The sequence below is a fragment of the Caulobacter sp. AVps18 genome (assembly GCF_058681425.1).
Map to the genome: position 1 here is coordinate 3,095,018 of NZ_CM178737.1, position 18,488 is coordinate 3,113,505.

Below are 18,488 nucleotides of genomic sequence, written 5' to 3' on the forward strand. Positions count from 1 at the left end.
TGTCACGGGCATAGCCAGCCGCGCGCCCTGAACTGATCCACCTGGTCACGAATTCCGACCGGGAAGTCCTCGTCGATAGCCACCCTGTTAAGGTCGCTCCACATGCCCGGCACCAGGCCGGCATCGAATGCTCCGGTCGCATAGAAGCGCTTCAGCCTGGCTTCGCTATCCCCGACAGCTTCGAAACCCGCACTATTCTCCCGGTGGGCGTAAGCGCGCATCTTCGCCCGAAAGCCGTCCAGTCCGCCCATCCAGGTCAAGTGCCAGCCTGCATCCTCGATCGTGTGGCCAATGCCCTGTTTCACCAGGTAGCGGATCGGATTCACACCGATGCGCCTGATCAGCCGGCCCGGCGCGGCCGCCGCCGATATCCAGGGTTCCGGCGACTTCAGGTCCAGAAAATAGAGGTGGATCGCCAATTGCAGTGAATAGAGATCCGCAGGCATCTCGCGCATCGCAGCGATCACGCAACGGCGCGGAATCTCGTCCACGTCGCTGATCAGGATCATGTCGTCATCCGCCACGTCGGGAAGGCCGCGTGCAATCGCCTCGCGCTGATGGCCTTCGCGCTTCCAAGAAAAGCCGCCCGGATCATCCTCGACGATCACATGGTCAATGCGATCCAGATACGCTGCAAATCGATGCCTGTTCTGATCGAAATACAGCGGCTTCGGATCGCCTGCATGGGTGTAGCGCGCCTCGACAAGCACGAAACGATCAACCACCGGGGCAAGCTCTGCAAGGCGGACTTCCAGCAGGTCCAGCTCGTTGTAGAACTGAAAACAGTCGATGATGCGCCGCCCGGGCGTCGCGGGCTTAGGCGGGCTAGGCGCTTCGCTAAAGCGGAGCCAGGCATCAAACCCCCGCACCGTTCCCCAGGATCTGCTGCGATTGTCCTCGCCATTATGCTCCAGCAGTAGTGACTGATCGACATGGGCGATCATGTCTGCTGCGCTGTCGCGCCACCCCGCCGGCCCCTTCCCCTGCCGCCCCGTATCCATCAGACGGTGAATCGCATCCAGCAGCAGGCGCTGCGACTGGGCGATACTGGCCTGCAGGAGCGATGTCGTAACGGCCGCGCCGGCGCCCCAGTCCGCTGCCCGCTTCAACAGCGTTAGCGCATCGGCCGGACGGCCCTGTGCAAGGCGTCGGCGGCCCAGCGCGAAAACGACCAGCAACGCCGCGTTCGCGGTGTCGTCCGCGTCGAGCAGGTCCAGTTGATCGGCGGTGCTGCGCAATTCGCGCCCGGCCTCGCCCAGCGCTTCGCAAAGCGCGGCGACCTGCCGGAGCATTGTCGCTGCAGAGGGTGGTGTTGCCTTTACGAGCATCGCCTGTTCCGCGCTCTCGATGCAACGCCGCGCTGCCGTGCGAGCCTGATCGCCCGCCAACGCCTTCGCGCCGTGCGCGGATACCATGGCATTCAGGAGCGCCAGGCTCTCTGCATGGCGTCCGCATTGCGTCTCTGCCCACGCGAGCGATACCGATTGAAGGGCATCTTCCGAGCCCGACGCGATCATCGGTCGGCGTGCAGCAGGGTACGCGGCGAAATCCTCACCTTCCGGGGCGAGATCCTTGCAGCGGCTAGCCAATTCACTTGCCGCTGAGGGGGCGAAACGGGCAAGTGCCGCCGCAGCGGCGAGACGCTCGTCCAGCGGATCGCTCGCCAGATTGCGCACCAGGCCATCGATGAGTTCAGAGGGCACGGCTACCGTCCCGGAAAGATGCGCGGCGCGGGCGAGATGATGCGTCGCCGCGGTCCAGCGGGCGCGGGCGATATCCGCCTCGGCCAGTTGGCGCCATGCTACGCCATCCTGCGGAGCGGCCACGATCGCCCGACGACACAATGCGGCCGCCCGATCCGGGTCGCGCGCCTGCAACGCCCGTCCGATCGTCATCGTAGAGGGTACGGGCAATCCGTCCCGAATGTCTTGAATCCAGGCAATCCATGCGTCGGCGCGGGTGGCCCAGGTTGCGGCTGCATTCACATGATCCACTTGCGCACGCAGTCGCTGCTCGGTCGAATCCCCTTTGCGATAGTCGCTCAGGATCCCGAGCATATGTTGCGCGTAAAGTGCGGCGTGCTGCGCCGGATCGGACGGTACGGGCATCAGATGCGCAAAGCCCATCCCCGTTTCCCGCAACGCACCCAGCCGGCTGGATACCACCAGACATCCGGCCGACAGCGCTTCCATAACAGATATACAGGACGTTTCAGCAAAGCGGTTGAGGTAAGCGAGCGCAGTCACTTCACGCAGGCGATCGGCAAGCTCCGCCTGCGACACGGCGCCGACATAGTCGACGCCTTCAGTTTCCGCACAGCGCCGATACAGGGGCCGATAGGGGTCCGCCGTCGCCGCGACCCGATAGGGTGCCAGACTGGAAAAGACCTGCAACCGAACCCCGGGCACCGCAGAACGGATGGTCGGAAAGCTGTCTAGCAACACTTCCAAGCCCCGAAATGGCGTGCTGGTGTAAGCGAGCGTCGGGGGCCACGCCTTGGCGTCCATGACCCTCTGGCCAGGGGCGAACATGTGCGCGAAGGACGGCGCGACGGCACTGCGCAGCACCGTGCAGCGCACCGGGCGAATGCCGAAGGCCCGGACATACTCGTCCCGCTGCCAGTCGCTTACAAAGACAAAATAGTCCCAGACATCGCGTACTGCCGCGTCGCGCAGGGCAGCGATGGCCGGTTCGTCATGGGCATGCTGGGTCCAAAGGATCAGCCGGGCATCGATCGAGAGGCCGGCCCGCAGCTTGACCGCCATTTCCGGCGGGCATTCGTTGAGGACAACGACTAGATCTGCCCCGGCGACATGTTCCCAAGGCCTTTGCGCGCCGTCTACGCAGACAACGCCACGGACGAGGCCGGGCGCGCTTGTTCCCGTGATGAGCGTGACTTCATTGCCAAGCGCTGCGAGCGCTTCGCTAAGATAGCAGAGCGCGGATTGCGAGCCTCCCAACGGCATTTCCCGCGGAGTCTGGGGGGTGTAGTCCCAGCCGAGGGGGTCGATGAATATGATCTTGGTCATTGGATTAGAAGTATCAAGTCTGTACGAAACCTCCACCATGTAGAAGGTTCGGCAAGTCCGCTGCGGACGAACGGGAATAACGGGACGTGGAATTGCACGAGGCAGACCATCGGCAAGCGATTGTCGCCAATCCCTCTGATGCCAGCGCGCTCCAAGCTATTGCGATCATCGCGCTTCAGGCCGGCGACGGGCTTCGCGCAATGCGCCAGTTTTGGCGGGCGTTTCTGATCCACGGCGACAAGGCCATCTTTGATCAACAGGCGCGTGCCGCGCTTGATACCCTGCTGGAGCAGCTTCTGGTCGGTACGCAGACCGAGGATGTCGATGAAGCTGTCGCGCAACTGGAATGGTTGACCGAATTTGTACCGATCAGCAGCTCACTCGCCCGGGTTCTCGGCGCCTTCCGTCTGATTCAGGGCCGCGATGAAGACGCCGCGCAACTCCGGCCGTTCATACCGCCGGAGGAAAGCGACGGTAGCTTTGTTCGTGCGCTGGAAGCCATGCAGACGTCCCGGCACGAGCGTGACTTTCTGGGCAGCGTGATCATTCCCGCCCACAATGGCCAGGCCACCGTCGTACGGGCCCTCGACAGCGTCATGGCGTGCATCGCGCATTATCGTGGCGAGACGGGCGAGGCCGAGGCCAAGGTGCATATCAGCATCGTTGACGACGGGTCGAAGGACGACACGCTTGCAACGATCCGGGATTGGTCTGCGCGACATCCCGATCAGAGCCTTACGCTTACGGTGCATGGCATCAATCGCGGCGCGGGGGCTGCGCGCAACTCAGGCGCAGCCTCCGCCATGGGGCCGTTGTTATGGTTCCTGGACGCAGACGACTACTTTCTGGACCACCACTTTCTCGTGACCGCGCAAGCGCTGAGGGATCATCCCGATGCGGCCTTCATTCGGACCGGGATGATATTCGACCGGATCGACGAACAGGTCACGCCGGGCTGGCGGGCAGCTTCCGAAGGCAGCTATCCCTGCAACCTGTGTATTCGTCGCGAAGCGCATGAAAAGACCGGCGGGTTTCCCGACGAGCCGCCCTTCCGACCGGCGATGGCGGAGGATGTCGGCTATGCCCGTGTGATCATGGCCCGGTTCCCCGGCCTGACTACTCCGAGCAAGACCGTGTTCTACAGCATGAATCCAGGAAATGTGCTGGACAAGATGCATGCGGAAATGACCAGCACGCCGGGCGTTTCCACCGATCCCAATCGTGACATTTCACCGCGTTTTCGCGCTGCGGAAATCCTCATGCGCCGACGGATCTATGCGGTTCGGCGAGAGGCGGCTTTAGCGGAGGAGCAGACGGATCTGGCTCGTCTCTGCGCATCGCTGGTCGATGGCGCCGCTGGAGAGGTGCCGCTTGTTATTGAATTGGCCCAAATGTGGCTTGATCGGGGTCAGCACGGCCGTGCGCTGCCGTTGCTTCACGCCGCCATCGCTGTCCGGCCGACGGATGGGCGACTCCACTTCGCGCTGGCGCAGGCACTGGTCCGCGACCTTCGCTTCTGGGAGGCCATGAGCGCGCTACGCGAGGCCACGGATGTACTCGGCGTGGCGCAGGCCTGGTTCGATCTGGGCGTTGCCGCACATCGCGAAGGCAGGCGAGACGCTGCCATTGAGGCGTTCCGCAATGCCGCGTCATTGCAGCCCGATCTGGTGAGCGCACACTATAATGTCGGGGCCCTGCTGATGGAGGCGGGTGACATCGACGCGGCGGTCCCAAATCTGCAGGCCGCACTGGATCGGCAGCCCGACCATGTGAACGCGCTACATCAATTGGGGCTTGCCCTTCGGCGACGCGGCGACCGGGAACGGGCGCTTTCCCACCTGTCGAAAGCGTCGAGGCTTGCGCCGGAGCGGGGAGACATAGCGGCAGAGACGTCGGACATCCTCCTGATGCTTGGGCGCACCGACGAGGCCGCCGCTGAGGCTGAGCGGGCAGCCTCGATCGCGCCGACGCTGTATCAGGCGCATGCGGTGGGGGCCAAAGCCCTGGAGGCTAACGGCCGCGATGACGATGCGCTCGCGAGCTGGGAGCGTGCGATCGCTTGCAATCCCGGTTTTGGAGAAGCCTTTTCCCGCCGGGCCCTGCTGCTGCTGAAACGCCGTTGGGGACCCGCGTGCGCACCGCGCCCTCAGGCGGAACAAGGCAGGCGGGTTTCCGCGAGCCGGCTGGGACTGGATGGACGGTTTGGCAACCAGTTACTGCAGTACGGATTTTTGCGGCTTTATGCGGAACGCCATGGCCTGACCCTGGAGACGCCAGAGTGGCTTGGCCGTCACCTGTTCGACCTCGACGATCCGCTGCCCGGGGCGTCCCTCCCGGCGATCGACGAACAACGGATCGATCTGGCCGCCGACCGCACAGGCCATTTTGCCGAACATGATATCCACGGCTATTTCTGTGGCGATGTCAGCGGCTGGGCCGGGGAGCGTGAGCGGTTTCGCACGCTTTTCCGCCCCGGCCGCCACGCGGCGCCGATAATGAACGACGCCCTTTCGCAAGTCCGGCGTGCGGGTCGCACCCTCGTCGCGATTCATCTGCGACGTGGCGATTATGGATGGGGTTCATTCTGGATCGCGCCCACCACATGGTATCTCGACTGGCTGTCACGGATCTGGTCCGATCTGGATGAGCCGGTCCTGTTCATCGCGACAGACGAGCCGGACACCGCCGACGCCTTTCGCATGTATCGCCCGATCATCGGTCGCGATCTGCCGGCTGCGCCGGAAGGCATTGAGTTTTTGCCTGATTTCCACATCCTTAGCCAGGCAGACATCATAGCGACATCGAACAGCACCTTTTCCGGCGCTGCGGCCCTGATCAATCCCGCGGCGAAAGCTTGCTTCCGTCCCGATCTAAACATCGGAGCGCTCATCCAATTCGCGCCCTGGAACGCGCCGGTCCTTCTTTAATTGTCCCAAAAGGTGCCTGAGCCAATGCACTCTGTGTGGGGTCTAGCGGAACTGCGACGGAGAACCTGGGCAGGGTGACGGGGAGTGGACTCCTGTCATGTCAGGGTGTCAGGGCATTGGCAGTCGTGCGACGGGCGGTCGCAGAGCCCGTTCGCCGCCTGTGGGGCATCATCGACCCAATTGGGGCGGATCTCATGAGGGATGGTCGATGGATGGCGGCAGACGCGCTTGGGGGTGACTCGGATGGGTGCCTTGGTGTCGCACCCGCGGCAGATCAGTTGGCGTGCTTCAAGCGTGCGATGATCGTAACGCGATCTTAACTGAAAATCTCGGTGGACCTAAGTCCGTAAAAAGCCTCACGAATCGCACATCAAAACAGAATTCGCCCGGCGACATTCGGATCTCATTATAACGTTCTTTAAAATCTTTGAATCGCTCGTTAAATGGCGTTGCTCTTCATTGGCTGGGGAAAGCTGAGTTATGGCCGCTGGCGGAACCTTGACCCTCTCGGGCGGCGCGGATGTTACCCTTACGACGGGGACAGTTTATTCGTTCGTGAAGGGCGTGGGGTCCGGTTCGCAGGGCCTGGTTTTGAGCTCCGCCGGCCAGACGTTGACGATCACCAGCGTCGATCATCTTTACGCCCCAACCGGCTCATCCAAGGAAGTCGTCACCCTGGGCGGAACGTCCGGTAATACGCTGGGTGTCCGGTTACTTGAGACCATTATAGGCAATGCCGGCAAAGACGTTCTAACGACCACGACGAACGGTTCGACGATGCTGGTCAGCGAAATCCAGACGCTGATCGGCGCTGCCAGCGGAACCGACTTCATCACGCTGTCCGACACGAGCGGCAGCTCGGTCAGCATCAGCTACATTGAATCGATCCTGGGCGCGTCGGGTAAAGACGTCATCACTTTGTCCAATACGGTGGGTGGGACGACTGTCATTGGGGCCATCGAGACGGTCATCGGTGCTGGTGCGAAGGATCTTATTGCGCAGATTGCTTCCACGAACGGTAACACCGCCTTCTTCAGCGGTATCGAATTTCTCCTGGGCAATGGTTCCAGGGTCGATGTTCACTCGCTGGATTCCGGCGGCAACACGATGGGCGTTTCGTTCGTCGACACGCTGATCGGCGGTATCGGCTATGACCTCGTAACCAACGCGTACCAGACCGGCTCGATCAATGCTGTCACCGGCGGCATGACGCTGGGCGTGTCAATGATCGAGCGCATCGCGGGCGGTACCGGCGCCCGCGATGCACTGGTGCTGCTAGACGTCGGCACGACCCTGACCATCAGCGACATCGACACCTTGATCGGGTTCTCGGGCAACGACGTCATCAATGTCGTGGAACGCGCGACGACCGCGCTGGTAGGCGACGTCGCGCTTGCCGCCGCCACCCGCACCGGCACCATGCTCGTCGCCCTGATCGAGACGATCATCGGCAGCGGTCAGGTCGACGTGGTGTCGATGTCGGCTCCGTCGTCTTCAAATGGCAATACCCTGAGCGTTTCGAGCATCGAAACGATCAGAGGCGGCAGCGGCCTTGACATAGTCACCGCAACAGCCGGCTCGACGATGAACGTGTCGTTGATTGAGACCTTGCTCGGCAGCGCGTTCAACGACGTCATCAGCATCGCCGCAACCGGAGTCACACTCGCGATTTCTGCCGTCGAAACCCTGTCGGGTGGCACTGGATTTGACACTGTCGTGCTCGACGGCAGCGGCCAGACCATAGCGATTTCGGGGGCGGAGGCCGTTCTCGGATCTGTCGGAACAGATTTCGTGCGTCTCAATGCTGCGTCGACCCTGGCCGTTAGCGCGGTCGAATCGATCGCGGGCAGCAGCGGCACTGACGTGCTCGCGCTTGCAGATGGCGGGCAGACCATCAGCGTGGCCGCTGTGGAGTCGGTCACCGGCGGCAGTGGATCCGATACCGTCACGCTTGGCGACGGCGGAGAGACTATCGCGATCGCTGCCATTGAAAGTCTGACGGGTGGCAGCGGAAGCGACGCTGTCATCTTGGCCAGCAGCGGCAATACGGTTTCTACGGCAGCTTTGGAAACCATCATTGGCGGCAGCGGACTTGACATAGTCACCGCAACAGCCGGCGCGACGATGAACGTGTCGCAGATTGAGACGTTGGTCGGCAGCATCGGCACTGACGTCTTGCTGGTCGCTGCCGGCGGCACGACCCTGCAACTGACGAGCGTGGAAACCATCGTCGGCGACAGTGGCAACGACGTCTTCAGTTTCACCGAGACGCAGGGGACGATCTATGTTTCCGGCGTCGAGACCATCTACGATAACGGGGTTGCCCGTACACTGACCAACAGCGGCCAGTATGTCGTGCTGGGTGCGGCACCGCCCCCCAGCGATACGCTGACTCTGCCCAACGGCGGCAATACGGTTTCGGTCAATTCCTATCTGACCGTAATTGGCGGCACCGACACCGACGTTGTTTCGCTCACGCGGACCGAGGGTGCGACGATTGCCGTCGAAGCCTTGGAGACGCTGACCGGCAGCGGCCAACGCGAAGTCGTGACCCTCACCGGGACGAGCGGGGCCACCCTGCTGATTTCGTCAATCGAGGATCTGACCGGCGGCAGCGGGAACGACGCGATATCGCTTGCAGACGGCGGGCAGACGCTGTCGGTCACCGGCATCGAGACCCTGGGCGGCGGTATCGGAAACGATGTGGTCACTGCGACGTCCGGCTTCACCATGGCGGTGTCGCAGATCGAAGCCCTGACCGGTGGCGCGTTGGTCGACGTTGTGACCAGCACCGACACGGCGGGCAGCACCATCGCAATAGCGGCTGTGGAATCGGTCACAGGCGGCAGCGGCAATGACGTGCTAGCGCTGGGCACTGGCGGGCAGACCATCAGCGTAGCCGCCGTAGAGTCGGTCACCGGTGGCAGCGGATCCGATACCGTCACGCTTGGCGACGGCGGTCAGACGGTCGCGATCGCCGCCGTGGAATCGATCACGGGCGGCAGCGGCGCTGACGTGCTCGCGCTTGCAGACGGCGGGCAGACCCTGTCGGTCATCGGCATCGAGACCCTGGGCGGCGGCATCGGAAACGATGTGGTCACCGCGACCTCCGGCTTCACCATGGCGGTGTCGCAGATCGAAACGCTGACCGGTGGCGCGTTGGTCGACGTTGTGACCAGCACCGGCACGGCGGGCAGCACCATCGCAATAGCGGCTGTGGAATCGGTCACAGGCGGCAGCGGCAATGACGTGCTAGCGCTGGGCGCGGGCGGACAGACCATCAGCCTGGCCGCCGTGGAGTCGGTCACCGGCAGCAGTGGGTCCGATACCGTCACGCTTGGCGACGGCGGACAGACGGTCGCGATCGCCGCTGTGGAATCGGTCACAGGCGGCAGCGGCAGTGACGTGCTCGCGCTGGGCGACGGCGGGCAGACATTGTCGGTCATCGGTATCGAGACCTTGGGCGGCGGTAGCGGAAACGATGTGGTCGCGGCGACCTCTGGCTTCACCATGGCGGTGTCGCAGATCGAAACGCTGACCGGTGGCGCGTTGGTCGACGTTGTGACCGGCACCGGCACGGCAGGCAGTACCATCGCAATAACCGCTGTGGAATCGGTCACGGGCGGCAGCGGCAGTGACGTACTGGTGCTGGGCACTGGCGGGCAGACCATCAGCGTAGCCGCCGTAGAGTCGGTCACCGGTGGCAGCGGATCCGATACCGTCACGCTTGGCGACGGCGGTCAGACGGTCGCGATCGCCGCCGTGGAATCGATCACGGGCGGCAGCGGCGCTGACGTGCTCGCGCTTGCAGACGGTGGGCAGACCCTGTCGGTCATCGGCATCGAGACCTTGGGCGGCGGCATCGGAAACGATGTGGTCGTTGCGACCTCCGGCTTCACCATGGCGGTATCGCTGATCGAAACCCTGACCGGTGGCGCGTTGGTCGACGTTGTGACCAGCACCGGCACGGCAGGCAGCACTCTAGCCGTCGCGGCGGTAGAAACGGTCACAGGCGGCAGCGGCAATGACGTGCTCGCACTGGGTGCGGGCGGACAGACTATCAGCCTGGCCGCCGTGGAGTCGGTCACTGGCGGTAGCGGATCCGATACCGTCACGCTTGGCGACGGCGGTCAGACGGTCGCGATCGCCGCTGTGGAATCGGTCACAGGCGGCAGCGGCGCTGACGTGCTCGCGCTTGCAGACGGCGGGCAGACGCTGTCGGTCACCGGCATCGAGACCTTGGGCGGCGGCAGCGGAAACGATGTGGTCGTTGCGACCTCCGGCTTCACCATGGCGGTGTCGCAGATCGAAACCCTGACCGGTGGCGCGTTGGTCGACGTTGTGACCAGCACCGGCACGGCAGGCAGCACTCTTGCCGTCGCGGCTGTAGAAACGGTCACAGGCGGCAGCGGCAATGACGTGCTCGCGCTGGGCGACGGCGGGCAGACGCTGACGGTCACCGGCATCGAGACCTTGAGCGGGGGCAGCGGAAAGGATGTTGTCGCGGCGACCTCCGGCTTCACCATGGCGGTGTCGCTGATCGAGACGCTGACCGGCGGCGCGTTGGTCGACGTTGTGACCGGCACTGGCACGGCAGGCAGCACGCTTGCCGTCACGGCTGTGGAATCGGTCACGGGCGGCAGCGGCAATGACGTGCTCGCACTGGGGGCGGGCGGACAGACCATCAGCCTGGCCGCCGTGGAGTCTGTCTCCGGCGGCAGCGGAGCCGATACCGTCATGCTTGGCGGGGGCGGACAGACCATCGCGATCGCTGCCCTTGAGAGTTTGACGGGTGGCAGCGGAAACGACGCCGTCATCCTGTCCAGCAGCGGCAATACGGTTTCTGCGACAGCTCTGGAAAGCATCATCGGCGGGATCGGCAAAGACGTCGTTGCTGTTGAAGGCAGTCAAACCGTCTTCGTGACCGGTGTTGAGACGATCTTCGGCGGCGTTGGCGATTTCGCGATTGTGCTGGGCACCAGTGGGCAAACGCTTTCCGTCTCGGCCATAGATACAGTGACCGGCGGTAGCGGACTTGACCGGATTACTCTTGGCAATTTCGGGCAAACGACTGCGGTCAGTCAGATCGAAACGCTCACCGGCGGCAGCGGATCCGATACCGTCGTGCTTGGCAGCGGCGGACAGACCATTGCTATCGCTGCCCTTGAAAGTTTGACGGGTGGCAGCGGAAACGACGCAGTCATCTTGGGCAGCAGCGGCCACACGGTTTCTACGACAGCTCTGGAAAGCATCGTCGGCGGGATCGGCAAGGACGTCGTTACCGTCGAAGGAAGTCAAACCGCCTTCGTGACCCGCGTTGAGACGATCTTCGGCGGCGTTGGCGATTTTGCGATAGTGCTGGGCACCGGCGGGCAAACGCTTTCCGTCGCGGGCATAGATACCGTAACCGGCGGTAGCGGACTTGACCGGATTACCCTTGGCAATAACGGTCAGACGACTGCGGTCAGTCAGATCGAAACGCTCATTGGCGGAACCGGTAGCGATGTGGTCGCTGCGACGTCCGGCTTCACCATGGCGGTGTCGCAGATCGAGACCCTGACCGGTGGCGCTTTGGTTGACGTTGTGACCGGCACCGGCACGGCAGGCATCACCATCGCAATATCGGCGGTAGAAACCGTGATCGGCGGCAGCGGACTTGACATAGTCACCGCAACAGCCGGCTCGACCATGAACGTGTGGAGAATTGAGACGCTGGTCGGCAGCGCGTTCAGCGACGTCATCAGCATCACCGCATCCGGTGGCACACTAGCGGTTTCTGCCGTCGAAACCCTGTTGGGTGGCACTGGATTTGACAGTGTCGTGCTCGGCGGCAGCGGCCAGACTCTAGCGATTTCGGGTGCGGAGGCCGTTCTCGGATCTGTCGGAACAGATTTCGTGCGTCTCAACGCTGCGTCGACCCTGGCCGTCAGCGCGGTCGAATCGATCCAGGGCAGCAGTGGCACTGACGTCCTGGTGCTAGGGAGTGGCGGGCAGACACTGTCGGTCACCGGTATTGAGACCTTGAGCGGCGGCAGCGGAAGCGATGTGGTCGCTGCGACCTCCGGCTTCACCATGGCGGTATCGCTGATCGAAACCCTGACCGGTGGCGCGTTGGTCGACGTTGTGACCGGCACCGGCACGGCGGGCAGCACTCTTGCCGTCGCGGCGGTAGAGTCGGTCACGGGCGGCAGCGGCAGTGATGTCCTGGTGCTTGGCAGCGGCGGACAGACCATCAGTGTGGCCGCCGTGGAGTCAGTCACCGGCGGCAGCGGATCCGATACCGTAATGCTTGGCACCGGCGGCCAGACCATTGCGATCTCCGCTGTAGAATTGGTCACGGGCAGCAGCAGTGCTGACCGCATCGTCATGGCATCCGGCTCCACGACCTCGGTCACTGTGGACGGAGGCGACGGCAACGATACGATCATCAGCGGCGATGGCAACGACACGATCATCGGTGGCGGCGGCGGTGACACACTGACGGGGGGAACCGGCCAGAACCTGTTCGACGTCACCGACGGCGACGTCATTACCGATTTCAAGCTAGACGGCGACAGCTTGCGTCTCAGCGGCGCGACCTTCGCCGCCAGCGACGTCTCGATCGCCGTCAGCGGTGCGGACGCCGTCCTGACCATCGGCAGTGGCAGCCCGATCGTCGTCGTGCTCCAGGGGCAGGCGAGCCTCGACATTGCCGACCTTGTGGTCGCCAACAGCGGCGGCAACACGCTGCTCAGCTTCCCCGTCCTGCCGCCAGCGGTGAGCAGCATCACTGTTGATGGCACCCCGGCCGCTAACGCGACCAGCATTGTCTATACGGTGACCTTTACCAAGCCGGTGACCGGTGTCGACGCGGCGGACTTCACCGTCGTCGGCACGTCTTCGCTCGTCGGCACCGTCAGTGCCCTGGCACCGGTCGGAAGCGATGGCACCACCTATCAGGTAACGATCAATCAGATCACCGGCGAAGGTACGCTGCGTCTGGACTTCGTCGGCAGCGGATCGGGCGTGGTCGACGGACGCAGCACGGCGATCGCCGCCGCCAATGTGCAGGGCGGCGTCATCGCGCTTGATACCGTCGCGCCGGCCAGCCTTGGCGGCACGCTCTATGCGTCGGCCACAGCGTCGGCCGGAACCGTGGTCGGCACGGTTTCAGCACAAGACGGCAATGCACTGACTTACAGCCTCGTCGATGATGCGGGTGGCGCATATCAGATCAACGCCAGCACCGGTGTGGTGACGATCGCCAACCCGTCGGCGATCCAGTTCACCAGCGGAGCGCAGGTCGTCAGGGTCCGCGCAAGCGACGGCTCCAACGCCACGACGCTGGACCTGAACGTGCTGGATTCAACACCGTCCACGCCGTCCGACACGAACACGGTCAGTGATGGCGTGACCGAAGGTGTCGCCAGCGGAACAACGGTGGGTATCACCGTCTCCGCAGTCGATCCCCAGGGAAAGACAATCACCTACTCACTGGTCGACGACGCTGGCGGGCGCTTTCAGATAGACGGCCAGACCGGCGTCATTACCGTGCAGGACGGCGCGCTGCTCGACAATGAGACGACTGCATCGCATAGCGTAACGGTCAGGGCTGACAACGGCGGCTTTGGAAGCGCGACCCAGAATTTCGTGATCGCCGTGGCAAATGCTGCTCCCGGCGCGCCGATTGACGCCAATGCTGCGGCAAACATTGTGATCGAAGGTGCCGCTGGTGGCACGGTGGTGGGCCTAACGGCCTCATCGACGGATCCCAATGGCCCGGCGGTAACCTTTGCGCTGGCGACGGCGGATCGTGATGTGTTCGCGATCGACGCTGCGAGCGGCGTGGTGACGGTGAAGCAGGGCTTGGTCTGGACGCCATCGATGGCGGGCACGCGCACGATCACGGTCACTGCGAGTGATGGATCGGGTGGATCACGCCAGTCGAACTTCGACGTGGTCATCACCCCGCTGGCCGCTCCGGCGGCCCCGTCCGCTCCGGCCCTAGCGGCGATCAGCGACAGCGGCAGTTCCTCGGGCGACGGCATCACCAATGCGGTCAGCCTGCAGCTTGGCGGCACCGCAGGGGCGGGCACCAGCGTGCGCCTGTTCATCGACGGGGTCGACAGCGGCCAAAGCGTGACCGCCGACGGCAATGGCACCTACAGCTTCACCGTCGACGCCAGCACCCTGACCGGCACCCCCAGCTTCACCGCTACGGCGACAGGCCCCACCGGCCGCATCAGCGCGGCCAGCAGCGCCGCGAGCGTCACCCTGGACCGCACGGGCCCCGGTGTTGCGGCGGTCGCGGTGCAGGGCACGCCGGGCGCTGACACCAGCGTGCTGAGCTGGACAGTGGCCTTCTCCGAAGCGGTGCAGGGGCTCGATGCGGGCAGTCTGTCGCTTGATCGTAGCGGAACCGCCAGCGGCACCATCGGCACCATCACGCGCATCGACGATCGTAGCTTCACGGTCACCGCCACCGGCATTGCGGGCAGCGGGACGCTGGCACTGAGCGTCGGCGGGACGCTGGTGCGCGATATCGCGGGCAATGGGCTGTCGGGTACGCTGTCCAGCGGTGGATTTGCGGTCGAGCCGACCGCGATCACGCTGGCCAACGCCACCGCGACGCGCTCCTATCTGGAGGACAGCGGCGCGGTCGGCTTGGGCGGGCCATCGATCGCCAGCGCCCCTGCCGGTGCGATGATCACCGCCACACTGGCGCTGGCCAGTCCGGCGCTGGGCCTGCTCTCGGCCAGCGGTGTCGCCCAATACGACGCCGGCACCGGTCTGTGGACCGCCACCGGCACACAGGCCCAGGTCAATGCCGCGCTGGCCGCCGTGACCTTCACCCCGGTCGCTGACAATGCGACCGACACCAGCGTCGCGATTAGCGTCAGCTCGGATGCGGCGGGCAGCGTGCCTGCCACCGGCACCATCATCTTGGACGCAACGCCGGTGAACGACGCGCCGCGCATTGGCGCGGCCCTGGGCGACCAGCGGGTCGCGGAGGGTGCTACCCTGGCGTTCGCTATCCCCGGCGGCGCGTTCAGCGACATCGATGCCGGCGACAGCCTGGCCTATGCCGCCACGCTGGCGGACGGCGGCGCGCTGCCGTCCTGGCTGGCGTTTGATGCCGCGACCGGCGCGTTCACCGCCCAGCCGGGCTATGACAATGCCGGGACCGTCTCGATCAGGGTTACCGCCAGCGACCGGGCCGGCACCACCGCAAGCCAGACCTTCAGCCTCATCGTCGACGACACCCCACCCGGCGCGCCGATTGACGCCAATGCTGCGGCAAACATTGTGATCGAAGGTGCCGCTGGTGGCACGGTGGTGGGCCTAACGGCCTCATCGACTGATCCCAATGGCCCGGCGGTAACCTTTGCGCTGGCGACGGCGGATCGTGATGTGTTCGCGATCGACGCTGCGAGCGGCGTGGTGACGGTGAAGCAGGGCTTGGTCTGGACGCCATCGATGGCGGGCACGCGCACGATCACGGTCACTGCGAGTGATGGATCGGGTGGATCACGCCAGTCGAACTTCGACGTGGTCATCACCCCGCTGGCCGCTCCGGCGGCCCCGTCCGCTCCGGCCCTAGCGGCGATCAGCGACAGCGGCAGTTCCTCGGGCGACGGCATCACCAATGCGGTCAGCCTGCAGCTTGGCGGCACCGCAGGGGCGGGCACCAGCGTGCGCCTGTTCATCGACGGGGTCGACAGCGGCCAAAGCGTGACCGCCGACGGCAATGGCACCTACAGCTTCACCGTCGACGCCAGCACCCTGACCGGCACCCCCAGCTTCACCGCTACGGCGACAGGCCCCACCGGCCGCATCAGCGCGGCCAGCAGCGCCGCGAGCGTCACCCTGGACCGCACGGGGCCCGGTGTTGCGGCGGTCGCGGTGCAGGGCACGCCGGGCGCTGACACCAGCGTGCTGAGCTGGACAGTGGCCTTCTCCGAAGCGGTGCAGGGGCTCGATGCGGGCAGTCTGTCGCTTGATCGTAGCGGAACCGCCAGCGGCACCATCGGCACCATCACGCGCATCGACGATCGTAGCTTCACGGTCACCGCCACCGGCATTGCGGGCAGCGGGACGCTGGCACTGAGCGTCGGCGGGACGCTGGTGCGCGATATCGCGGGCAATGGGCTGTCGGGTACGCTGTCCAGCGGTGGATTTGCGGTCGAGCCGACCGCGATCACGCTGGCCAACGCCACCGCGACGCGCTCCTATCTGGAGGACAGCGGCGCGGTCGGCCTGGGCGGGTCATCAATCGCCAGCGCCCCTGCCGGTGCGACGATCACCGCCACACTGGCGCTGGCCAGTCCGGCGCTGGGCCTGCTCTCGGCCAGCGGTGTCGCCCAATACGACGCCGGCACCGGTCTGTGGACCGCCACCGGCACACAGGCCCAGGTCAATGCCGCGCTGGCCGCCGTGACCTTCACCCCGGTCGCTGACAATGCGACCGACACCAGCGTCGCGATTAGCGTCAGCTCGGATGCGGCGGGCAGCGTGCCTGCCACCGGCACCATCATCTTGGACGCAACGCCGGTGAACGACGCGCCGCGCCTCGGCGCGGCCCTGGGCGACCAGCGGGTCGCGGAGGGTGCTACCCTGGCGTTCGCTATCCCCGGCGGCGCGTTCAGCGACATCGATGCCGGCGACAGCCTGGCCTATGCCGCCACGCTGGCGGACGGCGGCGCGCTGCCGTCCTGGCTGGCGTTTGATGCCGCGACCGGCGCGTTCACCGCCCAGCCGGGCTATGACAATGCCGGGACCGTCTCGATCAGGGTTACCGCCAGCGACCGGGCCGGCACCACCGCAAGCCAGACCTTCAGCCTCATCGTCGACAATAGTAATCGTGGTCCGATCGCGACGAACGACACGGTGCGCGTCGATAGCAGCGGCATGCTGTCCGTCAGTTCGGGTGGCCTGCTCAGCAATGACACTGATCCGGATGCAGGCGACGGCGTTCGCGTTGTCGCGATAAACAACACAGGCGCAATCGGCAGCTTCATCCCGCTGTCCTCCGGCGCCCGGGTGCAGGTGAATGCGGACGGCAGTTACGTCTACGACGCGAATGGCGCATTCAACGCTTTGCCGGGCGGCACGCTGTCGCAGGACAGTTTCAGCTACACGATCGCCGACGGATCAGGTTCGACTTCGACCGCGACCGTAGCCCTGACAGTGGTATCGCCCGTCCGAGTGCTGCAACTGCCCGATGGCGGTAACGGTCGCGACGTGATGGACGGATACGACACGATCATTGGCGGCACCGGTATCGATTCAATACGCTTTACCGGCTCAGGCGGGACCACGGTGGCGGTGCTTCAACTTGAGGTGCTGGTCGGCAGCGGTGCCAGCGATTTCATCGCGATCGGCGCTGGTGGCGCAACGATGAACGTTTCGCTGATCGAAAGCCTGGCGGGCGGCAACGGGGACGATCAAATAATTCTGGGTGGCGTGGGTAACACCATTGCCGTTTCCGGCGTGGAAATGCTGGTCGGCAGCCGGACCAAGGATTGGGTACAATTGGGTGATGGCGCAAACACGATTACCGTCACCGCGCTTGAGACGCTGACCGGTGGCGCAGGCCTTGACCAGGTCACATTGGGTGGCACTGGCTCTACCACCACGGTCTCGGGCATCGAGACGCTGATGGGCGGGGCCGGCAGGGACTTCATCTTCCTTGGGGGAGGCGTCACGATGATGGCGCAGGGGATTGACGTCCTGATCGGCAGCAGCGCCACCGACGCAATAACCCTGAGCGATGGCGGCAATGTTTTGCTCGTCCGTGCCATAGAAACGCTTACGGGCGGCTCCGGTACGGACATCGTGACGATCGGCAATACCGGCATCACCGTGCTCGCAAGCGGCATTGAGACGCTTGCCGGCGGCGCACTGGCGGATGTGGTCACCATTGTCGGCGACAGGGGCGTCCGCTTCACGGGCGGGGGCGGTGCGGACCGGATCACGCTGGGCGGCGGGGCCGATCAGGTCTTGTTCAGCAAGCCGACCGAAGGCACCGCAGCCGGTGCGAACCAGGGCTATGACGAGATACAGAACTTCCAGTCCGGCGCGGACCAGATCGTGCTCGGCGGGGAGCTTCGCACCATGCTGGACCATAATGGCAACGGCGTAGTCGATTGGGCCAGCCGTGGCACGGGCGGGATCAACATCCAGACGGACGATGTGGTTCGATTGACTGCGCGCGTGACCAATCTGACCGACACGAACCTTGCCGAGGTTCGAGCCGCAATTGGATCGATCAACAATGCGCAGGCGGGTAGCAGTGTGATGGTGATGGTGTCTAACGGCACTGACACCGGCATGTATCTGGTCAGCTTGACCGACGCGAACGCCGAGGTCGGAACTAGCGAGATCCGTCTGCTGGGCTTGATCCGCAACAATGCCACTCAGCTCGACAACAATGTAATCTTTGGTTCCTAACCTTGGATATCGTAGCCACGTCGATCAACGAGCCCACAGTGCCGGGGTGGTTCAACTGACGCGCACGCTAGCATTGACGTGGCAACTGACCGAGATTCACGGT

The 18,488-nt window shown here is 64.5% G+C and carries 3 protein-coding genes; 2 read left to right on the forward strand and 1 reads right to left on the reverse strand.

Annotated elements, in window-relative coordinates; all coding sequences use genetic code 11:
* Positions 1-2 precede the first annotated feature (2 nt).
* Complete coding sequence (locus ACW179_RS14200) at positions 3-3,029, reverse strand: glycosyltransferase (RefSeq protein ID WP_492060125.1); 3,027 nt, start codon at positions 3,027-3,029, stop codon at positions 3-5.
* An 86-nt stretch (positions 3,030-3,115) separates the two neighbouring features.
* Here ACW179_RS14200 and ACW179_RS14205 point away from each other — a divergent pair, with 86 nt between their 5' ends.
* Entirely contained in the window at positions 3,116-5,956 is a 2,841-nt protein-coding gene (locus tag ACW179_RS14205) for a tetratricopeptide repeat protein (RefSeq protein WP_492060126.1), read from the forward strand.
* A 498-nt stretch (positions 5,957-6,454) separates the two neighbouring features.
* Complete coding sequence (locus ACW179_RS14210) at positions 6,455-18,385, forward strand: putative Ig domain-containing protein (RefSeq protein WP_492060127.1); 11,931 nt, start codon at positions 6,455-6,457, stop codon at positions 18,383-18,385.
* Positions 18,386-18,488: the final 103 nt, after the last annotated feature.

Coding starts and splice junctions, on each gene's coding strand:
- ACW179_RS14200 (WP_492060125.1), bottom strand. CDS start 3,029: ATGACCAAGATCATATTCATCGACCCCCTCGGCTGGGACTACACCCCC.